We start from the raw sequence: 16,105 nt of genomic DNA on the forward strand, positions 1-16,105 counted from the left end.
TCTACGACATCCACATCGGCACCATCACACCCGGACCCTGACCGCACCCGTCACCCATCAACCCCCGACGGACTTCCGGCTCGGACCACTAAGCAACGAGCAGGAGCGCCGCGATGGCACCAGCCATCAGGTAGGGGCCGAAGGCGATGCTGTTACCTCGCCGAACCAAGCCGATGAGCGCGGTGGGCGCTGCGAGCAGGTATGGCAGGACTGCGCCAAGGAGTACTGCATCCCAGCCGAGTGTGCCGAGGGCGGTGCCGAGTAGGGCGGCGAAGCGTACGTCGCCGAGTCCCATGCCGCTGCCGGCGAGGAGGGCGAGCAGTAGGTATCCGCCGCCGAGCGCCGCGCCGGCGGCGGCAGCGATGATGAGCCGCCGCCCGTCAGCGGTCATGGCCGCCTCGGCAGCGAGGATGGCGAAGACCGTTGCCGCCGCGACGGCGATGACCAGAGTGGGCAGACGGCGCACGGCGATGTCGACGGCCGCGAGCAGCGCCCCGCTGTAGAGGACGACCAACCACACTGCCAAGGTCGCGAGGCCGGATAGCTCGGCGGATCGTAGGCGCAGGCCGATACCGATCGAAGCGACCGCGAGGCTGACGCTGCCGAGCAGCCAACCGGGCACAGCCACGCACCGACAGGTGGCAAGCCGTTGCCGACGTGCCGAAAGCGCGTCCTCTGCCGCTCCCATGGTGCTGCCAGACGGGCTGGTAGGCACCGCCAGCAGCCGCGTGGCACATGGCAGCACTGCGCCGACCAGCGCACCGGTGAGCCCGGCGATGCCGAACAAGAGTGCCGCGTCGAGGTGACTCGCCACGACCGAGCCCTCGCGTCCTCGACGCTACTCAGGGGCGGGCACGGTTGTTGGCCGAGGGCTGGCTGGTCTCGTCGCCGTAGGTATCGAGCCATTGCCCCAGGTCGGACATGAATGACATGAGCACTGGCAGTAGTTCCTCACCGGCTTCGGTCAGGGCGTAGCGGCCGCCCTCGGTGCTTGCGACGTGCCCGACGAGGCCGTGCTCCTGCAGCCGCCGCAGAGCCTCGTTCAGCGATTTCGAGCTGGGTGCAGGGCTGATGGTGTGCAGCAGATCGGTGAAGCGCATGGGCTGCCCCTGCTGCAGCGCGGTCAGAATCTCCAGGGACCACCGGTGTCCGCACAGCCGGACAGCGTCGTAGACGCGTTGAAAGGAATGCACCGCCTTCCCTCCCCGTCAAGGTCGGCTACCCAGAAGAGTGTAAGGGCAGCACTGCGCAGCGTGAATAGTAAAATTCACGACCTCCGAAGGATGAGGTGCCGACTAATCGACAGGTATACGTCCTGAAGAGTGGCGTTCGCCCAGCTTGTCGCACGCCTGCGCCAACGCCGCGAGGGAATCGGCGAGGGCCTGACCGGGCCGTGAGAGCAGGTAGACCGACGCGGTATCTGTTACGTCCCAGCTTCCGGCTCCCGAGGCGCGTCGCACCAGTCCGGCAGCCGCCAACCAGCGCAGGTCGCACGCGAGTCCGGCATCGTCTCGGCAACTGCCAAGCTTCGCAAGATCGTCCAGGCTGGAGTCGCCGTAGTCGCGCAGCGTGACGAGAGCGGCGACCGCGTTCGCTCGCCGGCCCAGTTCGCGGGCTAGGTCGCGAGGGCCACGAGCCTCGGCACTGCGACTCATATCGGGACTCCCTCAAACTGTTCAGAGGGATTCTAGATGCATCGATGCCTGCGGGCATAGTGTCGCTAACCCGACAATCAGCCGCTGGTTTGTCTATTTTTAATCCTATTGGTGCTTACCGAAGGGTGCTCACGGAGTCGTAATCACCTGACGGTAAGTACGTTGCGGTAACTGCGGGGTCCGGGTGTAGAGGTGGATTCAGACCGCGCTCCCTGGAACTTCCACGCATCGCTGCAGGAACGCCAGCGCCTGCTGTGGCTGGGCGCACCTGAGGAGGAAAAGTGACTTTCCGTGATCGGCGGAGGCGTCGGGTCAGGCACCGACCATGCCGGCCCCGCAATCCGCTATCCACTGTGGCTGTTCTCGCCGCACTGGTCGCTATTGCGGCTGCGGGCGGCTGCACGGGTGCCGAGCCTGCCGAAGACAGCCGAACTCCGCTGCCATCTGTTCCCGCGCCGACCCAGGACGCCCGCGGCAGAGCCGAGGAAGCGGCGCTGGACGCCTACCGAGGCATGTGGCAGGCCTACGCGAAGGCCGGCCTGACGGCCAATCCGGACGAGCCTTCCCTGCCTGTGCACACCACCGGGGAAGCGTTGACGAACCTGAAGAACGGCCTGGCGAAGCTCCGCCGGGACGGCGAGGTCATCAAGGGCGAGTACCAGTCGGATCCGCAGGTCACCGAAGCCTCGCCCGCTGCCACGCCGTCGAGCATCTCGGTGCAGGACTGCCTGAACACGGCGCGATTCCTCACCTACAAGACGGCGACTGGAGCATTGGCCGATGACGTCCCGGGCGGGAACCGTGCCGTGAGGGCGACCGTGACCCGCGACGACGGCGGCTGGAAGGTGTCCAGCTTCGGTGTACAGGCGGTCGGCTCATGCTGAGGCGTGCTCTGCGCGCTGGGATCGCGCTCTTGATTGTTGGCGTCGGCGTCGGCGCCTTCTCCTCGGCTTGGGCCGACGACGGGCTGGGAAACGTGGACTGCAGCCAGACCCCGAACGCGGCCGAGTGTGACATCAGCGTCGGCACTCCGGGCGGACCGGGCGGCTCGAATGGCGGCAACCAGGGCGGCGGCGGTTCCGATGACGGCTCGGGTGGCGGCGGCGAGGACGGCTGCTACTGGGCGCCGGTCGACGTAGACCTCCCGCCGCCGCCCGGCAAGGGCCCTGAGGGCGGTTGGTATTCGCGGACCTGCGTGGCCAACGGGCTGGGGTCGCAGGACGTGCCGGTGTGGCTGGACCAGGCGCCGACGGTGAACCTGGCGGCGTTGGCGCAGTCCGCGCGTTCTCGGCTGCGCCTGCCTTCGCCGCAGATCCGCACGAATCCCGGCACGGCGCCGTTTGTGCTGGTGCAGGTGCCGGTGTGGTTGTGGGTGGACCCGGCGACATGGGGTGCCCGGTCAGCGACCGCGTCGGTGCCTGGGGTGTCGGTGACTGCGACCGCGACGCCGACTCGGGTGGTGTGGTCCTTCGGTGACGGTAGCGGCGACCTGACGTGCACTGGTCCGGGCAAGCCGTGGAAGCCGGGCACGGACCCGCAGGCGTCCTCGGCGTGCGGGCACACCTACACCTCCTCGTCCGCTGCCGCGGCGGGGACGGCGTTCCGGCTGCGGGCGACGGTGACGTGGTCGGTCACCTGGTCTGGTGCCGGTAGCGGGGGCACTCTCGCACCGCTCACGACGACCTCGACGGTGTCCGTGCAGGTGGCGGAGTCCCAGGCGATCGTCGGAGGTGTCCGATGAGCGTCACCACGGACCGTCCCCGGGCGGTGAACACCTCTGCTGCGGATCTGCCGCCGGTGTCCGCCGGTACGCGGCGGGCGGGGCGGCGCAGCGGGCGGCGTGTGGTCGCCGGGCTGCTGCTGGTCCTGGCGACGGTGGTGACGTTCTGGCAGGTGGATCTGCGCCGGCACGCCGACGAGCAGTTCCTCGCCGTCGCGCGGGACGTACCGGCGGGTCAGGTCATCACCGAAGCCGATGTGCGGGTGGTGCGGGTTGCGAACCCGTCCGGCCTGGACCTCGTGCGAGCTGAGCAGCGCGGCGGGATTGTCGGCCGTTCGGCGGCGGTGCCGCTGGCGGCAGGGAGCCTGCTGGTGTCGGCGCAGGTCGGGCCGGCGGCGTGGCCTGCGGCGGGGCAGGCGGTGATCGCGGTGCCGGTCAAGCCGGGCCGGGCCCCGACGAGCCTGACCGCCGGGTCGCGGGTGGTGGTGCTGGTCGCCCCGCCTGCGGGGGGCGGGCAGCAGGCGCCGCAGCAGAACAACAGTGTGCGCCGGGCGGTGGCCACGGTCGTGTCCGTGGCGGCGGGCGCGGACCAGGTGGGCACGCAGTTGGTGACGGTGCTGCTCGCCGCGGACGCGGCGGAAGCGGTCGCGGCGGCCCCGGGGGACGTGTCGCTGGTGCAGCTCGGCCCGTCCCAGTGAGACGTGAGGAGGTGCGGGAGATGTTGGTGGTGGTGGCGTCGGTGTCCGGCGCGCCGGGTGCGTCGACGGCCGCGTTGGGGATGGCGGCGTTGTGGCCGGAGCGCCCGGCGTTGCTGGTGGAGGCCGATCCCGGTGGTGGGGTGGTCGCGGCGCGGTTCGGGCTGGCGCAGGAGCCGGGGCTGGCGTCCCTGGCGGCGGCGGCCCGGCACGGCGGGCACGCCGGTGGGGCGGCGCCGTACGTGCAGCAGGTGCCGTTGGGTTTGCACGTCCTCGTCGGGCCGGGTGCGGCCGAGACCGCTGCGGGGGCGGTGTCGGTCCTCGCCGGCCAGGCCGAGGCGGTCGCGCGGTTGGCGCCGGTAGTGGTCGCCGATGCGGGTCGCCTCTACGCCAACAGCCCGGCATGGGGTCTGTTGCGCTCCGCTAACGCGGTCGTGCTGGTCACCTCGGGGTCGACGGAGTACCTGGACCACCTGGACACCCGCCTGCCGGCGCTGCGTGCCGCGGCGCGGCCGGGTGGTGTCGGGCTGGCGGTCTGCGGCAGGTCCGCCTACACCCCGGCCGAGGTCAGCGGGCACCTCGGCGTTCCGGTGTGGGCGCAGCTGCCCGCCGACCGGTGGGGCGCGGGCGTCCTCGCCGGGCGGATGACGGGGCGGGCGTGGACCCGTACCCGCCTCGCCCAAGCTTTGCGCGCCCTCGCCGCGTCCGTCGCGGCCGGCGGGCAGCCCGCCGGTGCGGCGTTGGAGGTCGTGCGGTGACCGCCTCGACCCTGAACGGCGGCACGACCGCTGCGCCGCCGGAGGTGGTGGCGCGGCTGCGGGCCCGGGTCAGCGACCGCCTGGCCGCGCACGGCGCGCAGCTTCCCGACGGCGAGCGCCACGCGGTGATCGCGGGATACATCGCCGAGGAACTCGTCGTCCACGCCCGCGAGGACATCTCCGCCGGCCGTGTCCCGCTCACTCGGCAGGCCGAGGCGGCCTTGGCGCGGGCGTTGCGGGACAGCTTCACCGGGCTGGGCGGCTTGCAGAGGTTGATCGACGACCCGCGGGTGGAGGACATCTTCGCCAACGGCTGCGACAACGTGTGGATCCGCACCACCGACGGGCGGGTGCAGCGAGTGCCGCCGGTCGCCGCCTCCGACGACGACCTGGTCGACCTGGTGCGGGTCGCGGCGGCGCGCAGCGGGCAGGAGGAGCGCCGATTCGACCGCGGTTCGCCCGGCCTGTCGCTGCGGCTGCCCGGCGGGCAACGCCTGTTCGCCGTGATGGCGGTAGCGAAACGGCCCTCGCTGTCGATCCGCCGCAACACCCTGCACCGGGTGACTCTGGACGACCTGCTGCACCGCGGGGAGATCACGGTGGGGTTGCGGGAGCTCATCCGGGCACTGGTGCGGGCGCGCAAGAACATCGTGATCTGCGGAGGCGTCGGCGTCGGCAAGACCACCATGCTGCGCGCCGCCGCCGGCGCGATCAGCCCGCACGAGCGGATCGTCACCGTCGAGGACGCCTACGAACTCGGCCTCGACGAGGACACCGACGCGCACCCGAACACCACCGCCCTGCAGCAGCGGGAACCGAACCTCGAAGGCGTCGGCGGCATCGACATGTCCACGATGGTGCGCTGGGGCCTGCGGATGCGCCCGGACCGGGTCATCGTCGGCGAGACCCGCGGCGCCGAGGCCGTACCCATGCTCCTGGCAATGTCGCAGGGCAACGACGGCAGCATGTGCACCCTGCACGCCTCCTCCAGCAAGCAGGCGCTGACCCGGCTGGCCATGTACGTCATGCAGGCGCCGGAGAAGCTGACCTTCGACGCGGCCAACGTGCTCATCGGCCAGGCCGTCGACTTCGTCGTGCACCTGGATGTCGCCACCGACGGCACCCGGGTGGTGTCCTCCATCCGCCAGGTCCTGGAGACCGACGGCACCCAGGTCCCCTCCAACGAGATCTACCGCCCCGGCCCCGATCGGCGCGCCATCCCCGCCGCGCCGATCCGCGCCGACACCCTCGACGAGCTCACCGCCGCCGGCCTCAACCCGAACCTCCTCATCCGGGACCGGTGGTGAGCATGGACCTGCTGCCGATCCTGCTCGGCCTGGGCTGCGCCGCAGGCCTGATCCTCGTCGCCGACGGGCTACGCCGCCGCCCACCCGGCACCCCGACCACCCGGACACGGCAACGGTGGACGGCGGCCGACCGCACCCGGCTCCTCGCGGCCATCGTCGCCGGATTCGCCGCCGCGGCGGCGACCCGTTGGCCGGTCGCGGCCCTGCTGACCACCGCCGCGGTGTGGGCGCTGCCCCGCGTCCTCGGCCCCGACCGGGAACACACCCGCGCGATCGCCCGGATCGAGGCGATCGCCACCTGGGCCGAGCTGCTGCGCGACACCCTGTCCTCGGCCGCCGGCCTGGAGCAGGCCATCACCGCCACCGCCCCTGTCACCCCCCAGCCCATCCGCCCCCAGGTGCAGGCCCTCGCGGGGGCGGTGCGCGGCGGAGCACGGCTACCCGACGCGCTGCGCGCGTTCGCCGCCGACCTCGCCGACCCCACCGCCGACCTCGTTGTGCGCGCCCTGACGCAGGCCGCCGGCTACCACGGCGGGCAACTGTCCCAGTGCCTGACCAGCCTCGCCGCCACCGCCCGCGAGCTCGCCGGCATCCGGATGCGGGTGGCCACCAAACGGGCCGCGACCCGCACCGCCGCCCGGGTCATCACCGGCACGTCGGTGGCGATGGTCGCCGGGCTGATCCTGCTCAACCGCGGGTTCCTCGCCCCGTACCGCAGCTTCACCGGGCAGCTCGTGCTCCTTGTCGTCGGAGCGGTGTTCGCCGGCGGGTTCTGGTGGCTGGCCCGCGCCTCCCGCGTCCCGCAACCACCACGGGTGCTCTCGGCCGACCAGCCCGGGCAGGTGGCGTGATGGCCGCCTTCGTGGTGGCGTGCGGCGTCATCGCCGGGCTCGGCCTGGTCCTGGCCGGCACCGGCCTGCATCCCGCCCGCCCCAGCCTCGCCCAGGCCCTCGACGCCCTGCGCCGCACCCCGACTGCCCCGGAAGAACCAGTGGGGGCCAGGACCCGGCTGCTCGCCGCGCCCCTGCGTGCCCTCGGCCTGCCCCGGCAGCGGATGCGCGCCGACCTCGCCGTACTCGGACGGCCGACCGCCACCCACCTGGCCGACCAGGCCCTCGCGGTCCTCGCCGGCCTGCTCCTGCCCCCGGTCGCGATGGCCGTCCTCGCCTCCGGCGGGGTCACCTTCGCCGCCGGCATGCCGCTGTGGGCGTCGCTGGCTGGCGCGGCCGGCGGCTGGTGGCTGGCCGAGACCACCGTGCACACCGAGGCGCAGCGGCGCCGCGACGAGCTGCGCTACGCCCTGTCCGCCGTGCTCGACCTCGTCGTCATCTCCCTCGCCGGCGGCGCCGGACTCGAACAAGCCCTCGACGACGCCTGCGCCGACACCCACGGCTGGGCCGCCGGACGCCTGAACCGTGCCGTGGCCACCGCCCGGCTGCTACGCATCCCGCCCTGGCAGGCCCTCGGCCAGCTCGGCGAGGACACCGGCGTCGTCGAACTGCAGGAACTCGCCGCGACGATGAGCCTCGCCGGCACCGAAGGCGCCCGCATCCGCGACTCCCTCACCATCCGCGCCGCCACCCTGCGCGCCCACCAGGCCGCCGCCCTGGAGGCCAGAGCCAACTCCGCCACCGAACGCATGTCCATGCCGGTCATGCTCCTGGCCGCCGCCTACATGCTGTTCCTCCTCTACCCGGCTGTCACCGCCGTCGACAGCTTCTGACCCCGACACACCAGAAGGAGAAACGCCGTGCACCCCAGCAAGCTGATGGCCCTGCTGACCCTGGCACACCTCACCCTCGTCGACCGGGCTCGCCGGCTGCGCGACTCCGGCGACCGGGGCAGCGAGACCACCGAGAAGGTCATGTGGATCGCCCTGCTCGTCACCCTCGTCCTGGCCGTCTACGCCATCTTCCAGGGCAAGATCATCACCAAGATCACCGGAATCAACCTCTAGCCATGCACCGCACGCGACGAGGCAGGCGACGCCGGCTCGGTGGTGACCGCGGGTCGGTCACCACCGAGGTGGTCCTCTACGCGCCCCTGCTGTTCCTGCTCGTCCTCGTCGGCGTGCAGTTCGCCCTGTGGGCCCTGGCCCACCTCGGCGTCCAGCACGCCGCGAACCACGCCCTGCAAACCACCAGGGTGTCCGGCGGCACCGCCGCCGCCGGCCGCGCCGACGCCGCAACCCTCCTCGACCAGGTCGCCGGGCAGGTCGTCGTCGACCCGCGCGTGTCGGTCACCCGCACCGCCGACACCGCCACCGTGGCCGTAGCAGGCCGGGTGCCCGCCGTCGTGCCGTTCCTGCGCCTGCAGGTCAGCACCCAGGCCAGCGCCCCGGTCGAGCGTTTCCGCCCCTCGACCCTGTCGCTGGCCCCCTCGCCGCCTGGAGTGGAAGGAGACTCGACGTGACCCGCGAGCAGCGCCGCAGCCGACACCCACGCCGCCGGGCGCCTCGGCTGCGGGGAGACCGCGGTTCGGTCAGCGTCGAGATGGCGCTGAGCTACGTACCCCTGATGGTCCTGGCCGCCCTCGCGGTGGTGGCGTGCCTGCGCCTAGCCTCGGCCGCCATCGACGTCAACTCCGCCGCCGCCGCCGCGGCCCGCCAGGCGTCCCTCGCCCGCACCCCCGGCGAGGCCCGCGCCGCAGGTGCCGACGGCGCCTCCGCGACCCTGGCTGGGCGGGCCTTCACCTGCCAGCCGTCCAACGTCACCGTCGACCCCGGCGCGTTCGTCCCCGGCGGGCAGGTCAGCGCCACCGTGGCGTGCACCGTCCGCCTCGAAGACCTCTACGGCCTCGGCCTGCCCGGCACCATCACCATCCGCGGCACCTCACACCAGCCCCTCGACACCTACCGCGGGACAACGGCGCCATGAACCGGCTGCGTACCCGCCTGCGGCAGGCCCGCCACGACGACCGCGGCCAGATCACCCCGTGGACGATCTTCGGCGTCGTTCTCGTCCTCATCCTCGCCGGCCTGGTCCTCGACCTGGGCCTGGGCATGTCGGACAAGGTGCGGCTCCTCGACGTCGCACAGGGCGCCGCCCGGGCAGGCGCCCGCGAGATCGACCTCGCCACCTATAGGGCCACCGGCGCCGTCCAGCTCCAGCCCGCCCAGGCTGCCGCAGCCGCGCGGAGCTTCGCCCAGCAAGCCGGCGTCGACGGGCAGGTCACCACGTCCGCCACCCCCACCGCCGTCACCGTCACCATCAGCGGCACCCGACAGACGCAGCTGCTGCACCTCGTCGGGATCACCGCCCTGCCGGTGTCCGCGACCGCGACCGCCAATCCCCTGACCGGCGTCACCGCCCCGTCCTGACCAGGCATCTCGCACGACCGGGAGCTCCAGTGTTCGCATTCCTCGCCGCCACGGCCCGCCGGCTGGCCGGACTCGGGTTCCTGGTGCTGCTCACCGCCGGCGTGCCGTACGCGCTCATCCGATACGTCGGCTGGCCACTACCTCGCCAGGTTCCTACCTGGCAGGACATCGCCACGGCCCTCACCTCACCGCTGACCGACACCATGCTCGGCAATGCCATCGTGTGCCTGCTCTGGGCGGCGTGGGCGGCGTTCATCTGGTCGCTGATCGCCGAGGTCGCCGAAACCGTCACGGGCATCCGCCTGCCACAACCCCGAGCCATCGCCCCGGCCCGCGGGCTCGCCGCCATCCTGGTCGCCGCCATCACCGGCGGCGTCCTCGCCACCGCCGCCCAGGCCGCACCGACCCTCACCCAGCCAGCACAAGCGACAACCGCCCACACCAGCGCCACCGCGACGGCCCCGGCAACCACCGCGCCCAGCAGCACCGTGCGGCTGGTGAGCACGGATGGGCACCACACGCAGCCCTGGCAGACAGCCGCATCGACGTCCGCCCTGGCGGACATGGGGGACCCGGTGCAGGCCCGGCTGGTAGCTGGCCACGTGACGCTCGTGTCATCCGGGCAGACCTACACCTGTGAAGTGCGGCGCGGGGACACCCTGTCGAAGATCGCCCAGCAGTGGCTCGGCGACGCCAACCGGTGGCCGGAGATCTTCGCCCTCAACCGGGGCACCCACTTCCGCGACATCGGCGGCACCCTCACCAACCCGAACCTGATCTACCCCGGCTGGACCCTGGAACTGCCCGACGACGCCACACCACCCGCCGGCACACCCCGGACCCCGCCACCCGCCGACCCCCCAGCGGCAGGCCCCGAACAGCCGACACCCGGCACCGCCGCGCCCGCGCCGACACCACCGAGCCAACCCACCCAGCCGCCACCCGACGCGCCGTCCGTGAGCCCGTCGCCAGGCTCCACCACCCGGGCACCGCATGACGGTGACGACGGCGTAGTGCACGTCCCCTCGCCACCGGTCTCCGCCTCGCCCGCTGAGCGGCCGTCGGCCTTCGGAGCCTCGACGACGCCCAGCCCCTCGGTCGACGGGCAGCAAACACCCGGGCCGCGAACGAAGGCGTCACCCGGTGTCTCACTCGGCACCGGCAGCTGGCTCGACGCCGGGCTCGTCGCCGCGATCCTCGCGGCCGTCGCCCTCGTCTGGGCCCACCGCCACCGCCGCTACACCCGCCGGCCCGTGTCGGCCGACCTGCGACTGGACGACCCTGACGTGTCGCCCATGCCGCCCGTGGTGAACCAGATCCGCCGCCGCCTGCGCCACGCCACCACGGCCCCCACCGACCCGGCCGGCCACGAAGGTCCGGACGACGACCTCGGGCTCTTCACCGACCCCGACGACACCGAAGCAGACGACAACACCTCCGTACCGGACGGCCCTGACACCCCCGATCAGGACGCCGACCTGCTCGACGACGACCGTCCGGAGATCGCCGGGCGGCACGACCAGAACAACGCCCTCGACGACGCCGGTCTCAACGCCGAGGACGACCACGAGAAGCCGGCGCCTGTCGCGAACCCGAGCGCAGAAGACGACACTGCGCTCCGCCCGGTGGTGCCGTCGCTGGCGCACCCGATCGCCGCGGTCTGGCCGCCCGCCGGCCTGGGGCTCACCGGTCCCGGCGCGGAGGCCGCGGCCCGCGGGTTCATGGCCGCCGCCCTGGCCGCCGGAGGCCTCGACGCACCAGAGGACCGCACCTGGCTGGTCATGCCATCAGCGACCGCGGCGACGCTGCTCGGCGCCGGTGCCGTCGCACTGCCGCGCACCCCGCGTTTGACCGTCACCGGTGGCCTGGACGAGGCACTCGACCTGCTCGAGGCGCAGACCCTGCACCGCAGCCGCATCGTCTACGCCCACGAGGTCGACACCGTCACCGAGGCCCGCGCGGCGGACCCGACCGGCGAACCGCTGCCGCCGGTCTTGCTGCTGGCCGACGCCGACACCCACCACCAGCGCACCCGCATCGCCGCGCTCCTCGCCCAAGGCCAGCGCCTGGACATCCACGGCGTGCTGCTGGGCCCATGGCCCGACGGCGACACCGTCGTCGTCGCCGCAGACGGCACCACCAGCCGCGCCCAGAGGGAAGGCTCCCGCCACGGCGGTCACCCGGCCGACATCGGCCGGCTGGCCGTCCTCACCCCGACCGACACCAGCGACCTGCTCGTCACCCTCGCCGAGTCCCACACCGGCCAGCCGCAGGCACCCGCCCCGACCGAACCCGCTACCACCGCCCAGTCGACGACAGTCGCACCCGACGCACACCCTTCTCTCGACACCGAGTCAGCGCCATCCGACGACCCCTTCGGCGACGGCGATCCCCTGCCGGCATCTGACGCGGAAACCGTGGCCGCCGCACCGGACAGCGCCGATGGGAAAACCACCGAGGGCGCCCAAGCAGTGGCAGCTCCGCCCACCGACGCCCACGGCCCTGGCGCGGACACTCCTGACGACGGCGGGACCGGCGAAGGCGCGACCACGCCCGCCGTGGAGGAATCGGACACCGACGGCGCGGCCGAGGACGGCCAGGAAACCGGCCACGGTCGGGTGGAGGTCACCGTCCTGGGTACCGCCGCGATCGTCGATGTGCCGCCCGGTCCGACGCTGCGCAAGAAATCCCTCGAAGTGCTCGTCTACCTGGCCGTGCACGACGGCGACGCCTCCGCCGAGGCGATCCTCGACGACCTACTCCCCGACGCCCCCGCCAACAAAGCACCCGGCCGGCTCTACACCTACGTGTCCGACCTGCGCACCATCATGCGCCGCACGGCAGGACGTGGCACCTACCTCACCCACCCCCACCAGCGGTACGTCCTCAACCGCGACGCCGTCGACGTGGACCTGTGGCGCATGCGCGCCGCGATCCGCGACGCCAACCAGGCCACCGACCCGGCCGAACGCCTCGCCGCGCTGCGCCGCGCGGTCGACACCTACCAAGGGCACCTGGCCGACGGCGCCGACTACGAATGGATCGAGCCCTACCGCGAAGCCGTCCGGCAACAGGCACTCGACGCCTACCTCGCCCTTGTCGACGCCCTCGCCGACAATCCCGCCGAGCAACTCACCGTCCTGGACGCCGCGATCGGCCACAACCCGTACGCCGAAGAGCTGTACCAGCAGGCGATGCGGGCCCGCGCCGCGCTCGGGCACCTCGACGCCATCCGCAGCCTGCGCCGCGCTCTGACCCGCGCCCTCGGCGAGATCGACGCCGAACCCAGCGACGACACCATCACCCTGGCCGACCAGTTGGTCGCCCAGGTGCAGCGTCCCGCCCACCGACCCGACCTGCGGCCAGCAACCCGGCCCGACGACGGAGCCGCCGCATGACCGCCACACCCCTACCCCGGCACACCTCCGCCCGTACCGCGGAGATAACAGAGGCCGACCTCCGGCACCTGACCCGCCTGCGGTGGGCCGTGCGGGCGGTGCTCGCACTCGGCGTCGCCGCGTCGATCGCGGCGAACGTCCTGCACGCCCGGCCGAACCTCATCAGCCAGGTCATCGCCGCATGGCCACCCCTGGCACTACTGCTGACCGTCGAACTCATCTCCCGCGTACCCGCAGATCGCCGCGGCCTGGCCGCCGCCCGGCTGATCGCCGCCGCCGTTATCGCCGTCATCGCCGCCTGGGTGAGCTACTGGCACATGGTCGGCGTCGCCGCCCGCTACGGCGAAACCGACGCCGCCGCCTCCTACCTGCTGCCCATCTCCGTCGACGGACTGGTCGTCGTGGCCAGCATCAGCCTGGTCGAGATCGCTGGCCAGATCCGCACCTGCTCCGTCAGCCCGGCGCACGCGCCGACCGGTGCGCGCGACGCCGAGGAAGTCGCACCTGCGCCCCCGCGGAACGCCGCACGCGACCGGGGCACGGATCCCTGTCACTACGACATAGACCGACCAGAGAGCAACAGGTCCCGTACCACCGGCTCCTCAGTCGAGCCGGTCGAGAACTCCGACGAGCGGGACAAGGACACTCCGGGCGCTACCCAACAAATTGAACCGGACCCCTTCGGGGGTCAGAGACATGAGCCCCAACCGGATGGCCGCGAAAGCAGCGCAGAGATGCCGTCCGACACCGCTGGAGCCGTGGCCTACTGGTACCGCCAGGACCCGGCCCTGCACCCTGCCGACATCGCCACACGAATCGGCCGATCCGAGCGCACCGTCCGCCGGTACTGGCCACCCGCGCCGTAAGCACGAACCGACACGACACCAGCCGTGCCGCCGAGTAGGTTCGCGCTTCGTGACCGCCTGTTGTGCCGCGGGGTGTGCCAGGCAACCTGTGGACCCGCCGGCGCAAGCACCCGACAGGGTGCTGCTCGAAATACAGGATGGTGCCAGATCTCCAGGAGTCTTCCGCGGTTCAATCCTCGCGGTCGGTCTGGCGGCCCGCGTGCTGCCACGTCCGCGTCTGCACGAAGCACGACCGCGCCCGCTCCGACAACTCGCCCCGTGCCCGCACCGTCCGGCCAGCCGCTACCCCGGCAGCAGCAGCCGCCTTCGATCTTATCGTCCTCACAAATAGATGATCAACAGGCAGCTGCGCCCACGTTGCACCACCCACTGCCACGTCCTACGAGGTCACACCGAAATCGGGCCTGTCGCGGTGGGTTGCGTCTTGCAGGCGCAGGCGCAGGCGGGTGAGGCCGAGCATGTCGATCAGCCACCGGGTCCGTCGGTGATGCCGCGGTCTGCGGGCCGGCCCGCGGTAATGAACGCCCACCTGATCGGCAACCGGCGCTGACAAAAACCTATCGATCCGATAGGTTTAATAGGTATTGGCCGGCTGTCGTGGATGGGCTTAGCGCTCCGGGGTCGGCGAACGGGTTGAACAGTGGAGGTGGAGGGATTGCTGTACGAGGACACTTCTCCCACATGGAGCGGTGGGTCGGCACGGGTTGCCGGTGATCCATCATTGCTACGCACGGGCGACGTGTTCGGCCCGTCGCCGGCCGCAGCGATTGGCGCCGGGACGGCCGAAACAGTCACCACTGGGCTGGCGGTGACCGCCGATCGGCCACCGATCAGCCCATCGCAACTGGAGGCCGGTGACCGAGACGCCACCCTGCGTGAGGCGTACCAGGATACTGAGAATGATCACCGTCGGACGACGCGATGGGCGTTGCTGACCCGTGCACTCCTGGATGAAGAGGCAGTGATCCATGCCTTCTATTCAGCTGGACTTACTGCGGACGCCGTGGGTCGAGGAACTACGCCAACCTCGCGGGCGTCAATTCTGGCGGGGGCCGGCCTGATCGCCGGGATCGACGGCGCGATGAAGTTGTTCAAGCCGGCGGCGGCACAATGGAATAACTGGAACGCTGGCGGGGCCATCGCTCCGGGCGCGCTGGCCCGCGGCGTCCTCGACTCAGCCCGGTTCTTCTTCCAGATCGGGTCACCCGCGCAGACCCTCGCATCGATCAGCGACCAGAGCGACACCAAGCTTCTTCGACTCGTCCGGGACGAGGCAAGAAACGCGGGCTATTACGCCTGGGCGGCGTCAGCAGCCAATTTCGGTTCGTTCGGCTGGAGCGTGCTGGATCGATTCAGTGCCTCTCATGGATCTGGCGCCGGTGCACTGCAGCGTGGGCTGGGGGCACTTCGTGATGCCATCATGGATCCCGCCGACCGCACAAAGCTGTTCGACGGGGTGGCAACGCTCGCTGATGGACTCGGCCGCTGGAATCAGAACCCGCACGCGATCATCGGCGCTACGGCTCTCCAATTGGGGCATTACGCTGTCGAGGAGATCCTGCAGGAGTGGACCCGGCCGGGCAGTCCATACGAGCGGTTCGCGCTCGCCTTCGCGAAGGCGGCCATGTACGGCGCCTTCACTGGTACAACTGCTCGAACATGGTCGTCGGCCGATCCGGCACTTTCTGATGCGAGTACACTCGTCGTACACCGTGACGGCCTCAATCAGTCTTCCCGCTTCTCCGCAGTGGCTGCCTTGGCAGCCGCTGCGGCCACCGTCGTCAAGGCCGGGAGTGTGGCGTGGTTGGATAGCACCGCCAGGTCTCATCAGGCAGTCGAGCTAGCCACGGTTGCCGCTGCGGCTAGCCTTCGCACGTCGGGACCAAACGGCCCGGCGCAGGCAATCTTGTCACCTCCTGCGGCCGTGTGCCAGGCCAGTAACTCACCCGGAATGTCAGGTATTGCGGCATCGGCGAAGCGGTTCTCTCCGTAATGTTCGCCGCAAATGTTTGTAGAGGAGATACAGACCCCGTCAAGGGTTAGGGCTATTGACGTGATCTCAGCATGGAGGGTTATTCAGCGAGGTTCCCGAGATCTACAGTAGGTGCCCGGAAATAGAAGACGGCTCACTCTTTAATGGGATTGAGTTACCACACAACAACCCGAGAAGAACGAATCGCCCGAAGGTGCATTACTCCACCGGGTTCACCCGGGGTAGCTGGCACGGCCCTGGCGTTGTTCCGGCTTGAGATGTTCTGTCCGGGTTGAGGGTCGGGCCAATGCCACGTAGCCTAAGTTGATCTTGGGTTGACCTGCGGTTCTGTATGGACTCGTGGGATGTGCGGCGTGGCGTGGCGGCCGCTACCGGGCGGGCTGTTTTGATCACG

The 16,105-nt window shown here is 71.2% G+C and carries 16 protein-coding genes; 14 read left to right on the top strand and 2 right to left on the bottom strand.

All coding sequences use genetic code 11. The features are described 5' to 3' along the window. Positions 1-88 precede the first annotated feature (88 nt). Both AB0H52_RS30200 and AB0H52_RS30205 read right to left on the bottom strand, forming a co-directional pair. Positions 89-814: a hypothetical protein gene (locus tag AB0H52_RS30200; protein ID WP_357951633.1), complete on the bottom strand. Its 726-nt coding sequence runs from the start codon at positions 812-814 to the stop codon at positions 89-91. Positions 815-842: 28 nt separating this feature from the next. Beyond that, positions 843-1,193, bottom strand: coding sequence for a helix-turn-helix domain-containing protein (locus tag AB0H52_RS30205; protein WP_357951635.1), 351 nt, complete (start codon positions 1,191-1,193; stop codon positions 843-845). Between the two features lie 815 nt (positions 1,194-2,008). Between AB0H52_RS30205 and AB0H52_RS30210 the strand changes: the two genes are divergently transcribed. The 14 genes from AB0H52_RS30210 (at position 2,009) to AB0H52_RS30275 (ending at position 15,711) form a co-directional block, all read left to right on the top strand. Further along, the gene (locus AB0H52_RS30210) at positions 2,009-2,539 is read left to right on the top strand and encodes a hypothetical protein (protein ID WP_357951637.1); all 531 of its coding nucleotides are present in this window, start codon (positions 2,009-2,011) and stop codon (positions 2,537-2,539) included. Beyond that, complete coding sequence (locus AB0H52_RS30215) at positions 2,533-3,396, top strand: hypothetical protein (protein WP_357951639.1); 864 nt, start codon at positions 2,533-2,535, stop codon at positions 3,394-3,396. Before AB0H52_RS30210 ends, AB0H52_RS30215 begins: the two co-directional genes overlap by 7 nt. Then, positions 3,393-4,073: an SAF domain-containing protein gene (locus AB0H52_RS30220; RefSeq protein ID WP_357951641.1), complete on the top strand. Its 681-nt coding sequence runs from the start codon at positions 3,393-3,395 to the stop codon at positions 4,071-4,073. The genes AB0H52_RS30215 and AB0H52_RS30220 overlap by 4 nt, the downstream gene beginning before the upstream one ends. A gap of 20 nt (positions 4,074-4,093) precedes the next feature. After that, positions 4,094-4,828 carry a hypothetical protein gene (locus tag AB0H52_RS30225; RefSeq protein WP_357951657.1) on the top strand — a complete coding sequence of 245 codons (735 nt, stop codon included), beginning with the start codon at positions 4,094-4,096 and terminating at the stop codon, positions 4,826-4,828. Next, on the top strand, positions 4,825-6,135 hold the full coding sequence (locus AB0H52_RS30230; RefSeq protein WP_357951643.1) for an ATPase, T2SS/T4P/T4SS family: 1,311 nt from the start codon (positions 4,825-4,827) through the stop codon (positions 6,133-6,135). Before AB0H52_RS30225 ends, AB0H52_RS30230 begins: the two co-directional genes overlap by 4 nt. Before the next feature lie 2 nt (positions 6,136-6,137). Then, a complete protein-coding gene (locus AB0H52_RS30235; protein WP_357951645.1) occupies positions 6,138-6,986 on the top strand; it encodes a type II secretion system F family protein in 849 nt (282 codons plus the stop codon). Further along, entirely contained in the window at positions 6,986-7,858 is an 873-nt protein-coding gene (locus AB0H52_RS30240; protein WP_357951647.1) for a type II secretion system F family protein, read from the top strand. Before AB0H52_RS30235 ends, AB0H52_RS30240 begins: the two co-directional genes overlap by 1 nt. A 27-nt stretch (positions 7,859-7,885) precedes the next feature. Next, complete coding sequence (locus AB0H52_RS30245; RefSeq protein ID WP_170839468.1) at positions 7,886-8,092, top strand: hypothetical protein; 207 nt, start codon at positions 7,886-7,888, stop codon at positions 8,090-8,092. A gap of 2 nt (positions 8,093-8,094) precedes the next feature. Beyond that, positions 8,095-8,547, top strand: coding sequence for a TadE/TadG family type IV pilus assembly protein (locus tag AB0H52_RS30250; protein WP_357951649.1), 453 nt, complete (start codon positions 8,095-8,097; stop codon positions 8,545-8,547). Continuing rightward, positions 8,544-9,011, top strand: coding sequence for a TadE family protein (locus AB0H52_RS30255; RefSeq protein ID WP_357951651.1), 468 nt, complete (start codon positions 8,544-8,546; stop codon positions 9,009-9,011). Before AB0H52_RS30250 ends, AB0H52_RS30255 begins: the two co-directional genes overlap by 4 nt. Beyond that, positions 9,008-9,454, top strand: coding sequence for a pilus assembly protein TadG-related protein (locus tag AB0H52_RS30260; protein ID WP_357951653.1), 447 nt, complete (start codon positions 9,008-9,010; stop codon positions 9,452-9,454). The genes AB0H52_RS30255 and AB0H52_RS30260 overlap by 4 nt, the downstream gene beginning before the upstream one ends. A gap of 29 nt (positions 9,455-9,483) precedes the next feature. After that, positions 9,484-12,852, top strand: coding sequence for a BTAD domain-containing putative transcriptional regulator (locus AB0H52_RS30265; protein ID WP_357951655.1), 3,369 nt, complete (start codon positions 9,484-9,486; stop codon positions 12,850-12,852). Positions 12,853-12,896: 44 nt separating this feature from the next. Continuing rightward, positions 12,897-13,718: a DUF2637 domain-containing protein gene (locus AB0H52_RS30270; protein ID WP_225854679.1), complete on the top strand. Its 822-nt coding sequence runs from the start codon at positions 12,897-12,899 to the stop codon at positions 13,716-13,718. A gap of 655 nt (positions 13,719-14,373) precedes the next feature. Then, positions 14,374-15,711, top strand: coding sequence for a hypothetical protein (locus tag AB0H52_RS30275; RefSeq protein WP_151491677.1), 1,338 nt, complete (start codon positions 14,374-14,376; stop codon positions 15,709-15,711). Positions 15,712-16,105: the final 394 nt, after the last annotated feature.

It is taken from the genome of Micromonospora sp. NPDC050695, from assembly GCF_040654415.1.
Classification (GTDB): domain Bacteria; phylum Actinomycetota; class Actinomycetes; order Mycobacteriales; family Micromonosporaceae; genus Micromonospora.

Bases quoted from the DNA above. Each gene is read 5' to 3' on its own strand.
- AB0H52_RS30240 (WP_357951647.1), top strand. From the start codon at position 6,986: ATGGCCGCCTTCGTGGTGGCGTGCGGCGTCATCGCCGGGCTCGGCCTG.
- AB0H52_RS30220 (WP_357951641.1), top strand. From the start codon at position 3,393: ATGAGCGTCACCACGGACCGTCCCCGGGCGGTGAACACCTCTGCTGCG.
- AB0H52_RS30215 (WP_357951639.1), top strand. From the start codon at position 2,533: ATGCTGAGGCGTGCTCTGCGCGCTGGGATCGCGCTCTTGATTGTTGGC.
- AB0H52_RS30225 (WP_357951657.1), top strand. From the start codon at position 4,094: ATGTTGGTGGTGGTGGCGTCGGTGTCCGGCGCGCCGGGTGCGTCGACG.
- AB0H52_RS30235 (WP_357951645.1), top strand. From the start codon at position 6,138: ATGGACCTGCTGCCGATCCTGCTCGGCCTGGGCTGCGCCGCAGGCCTG.
- AB0H52_RS30260 (WP_357951653.1), top strand. From the start codon at position 9,008: ATGAACCGGCTGCGTACCCGCCTGCGGCAGGCCCGCCACGACGACCGC.
- AB0H52_RS30250 (WP_357951649.1), top strand. From the start codon at position 8,095: ATGCACCGCACGCGACGAGGCAGGCGACGCCGGCTCGGTGGTGACCGC.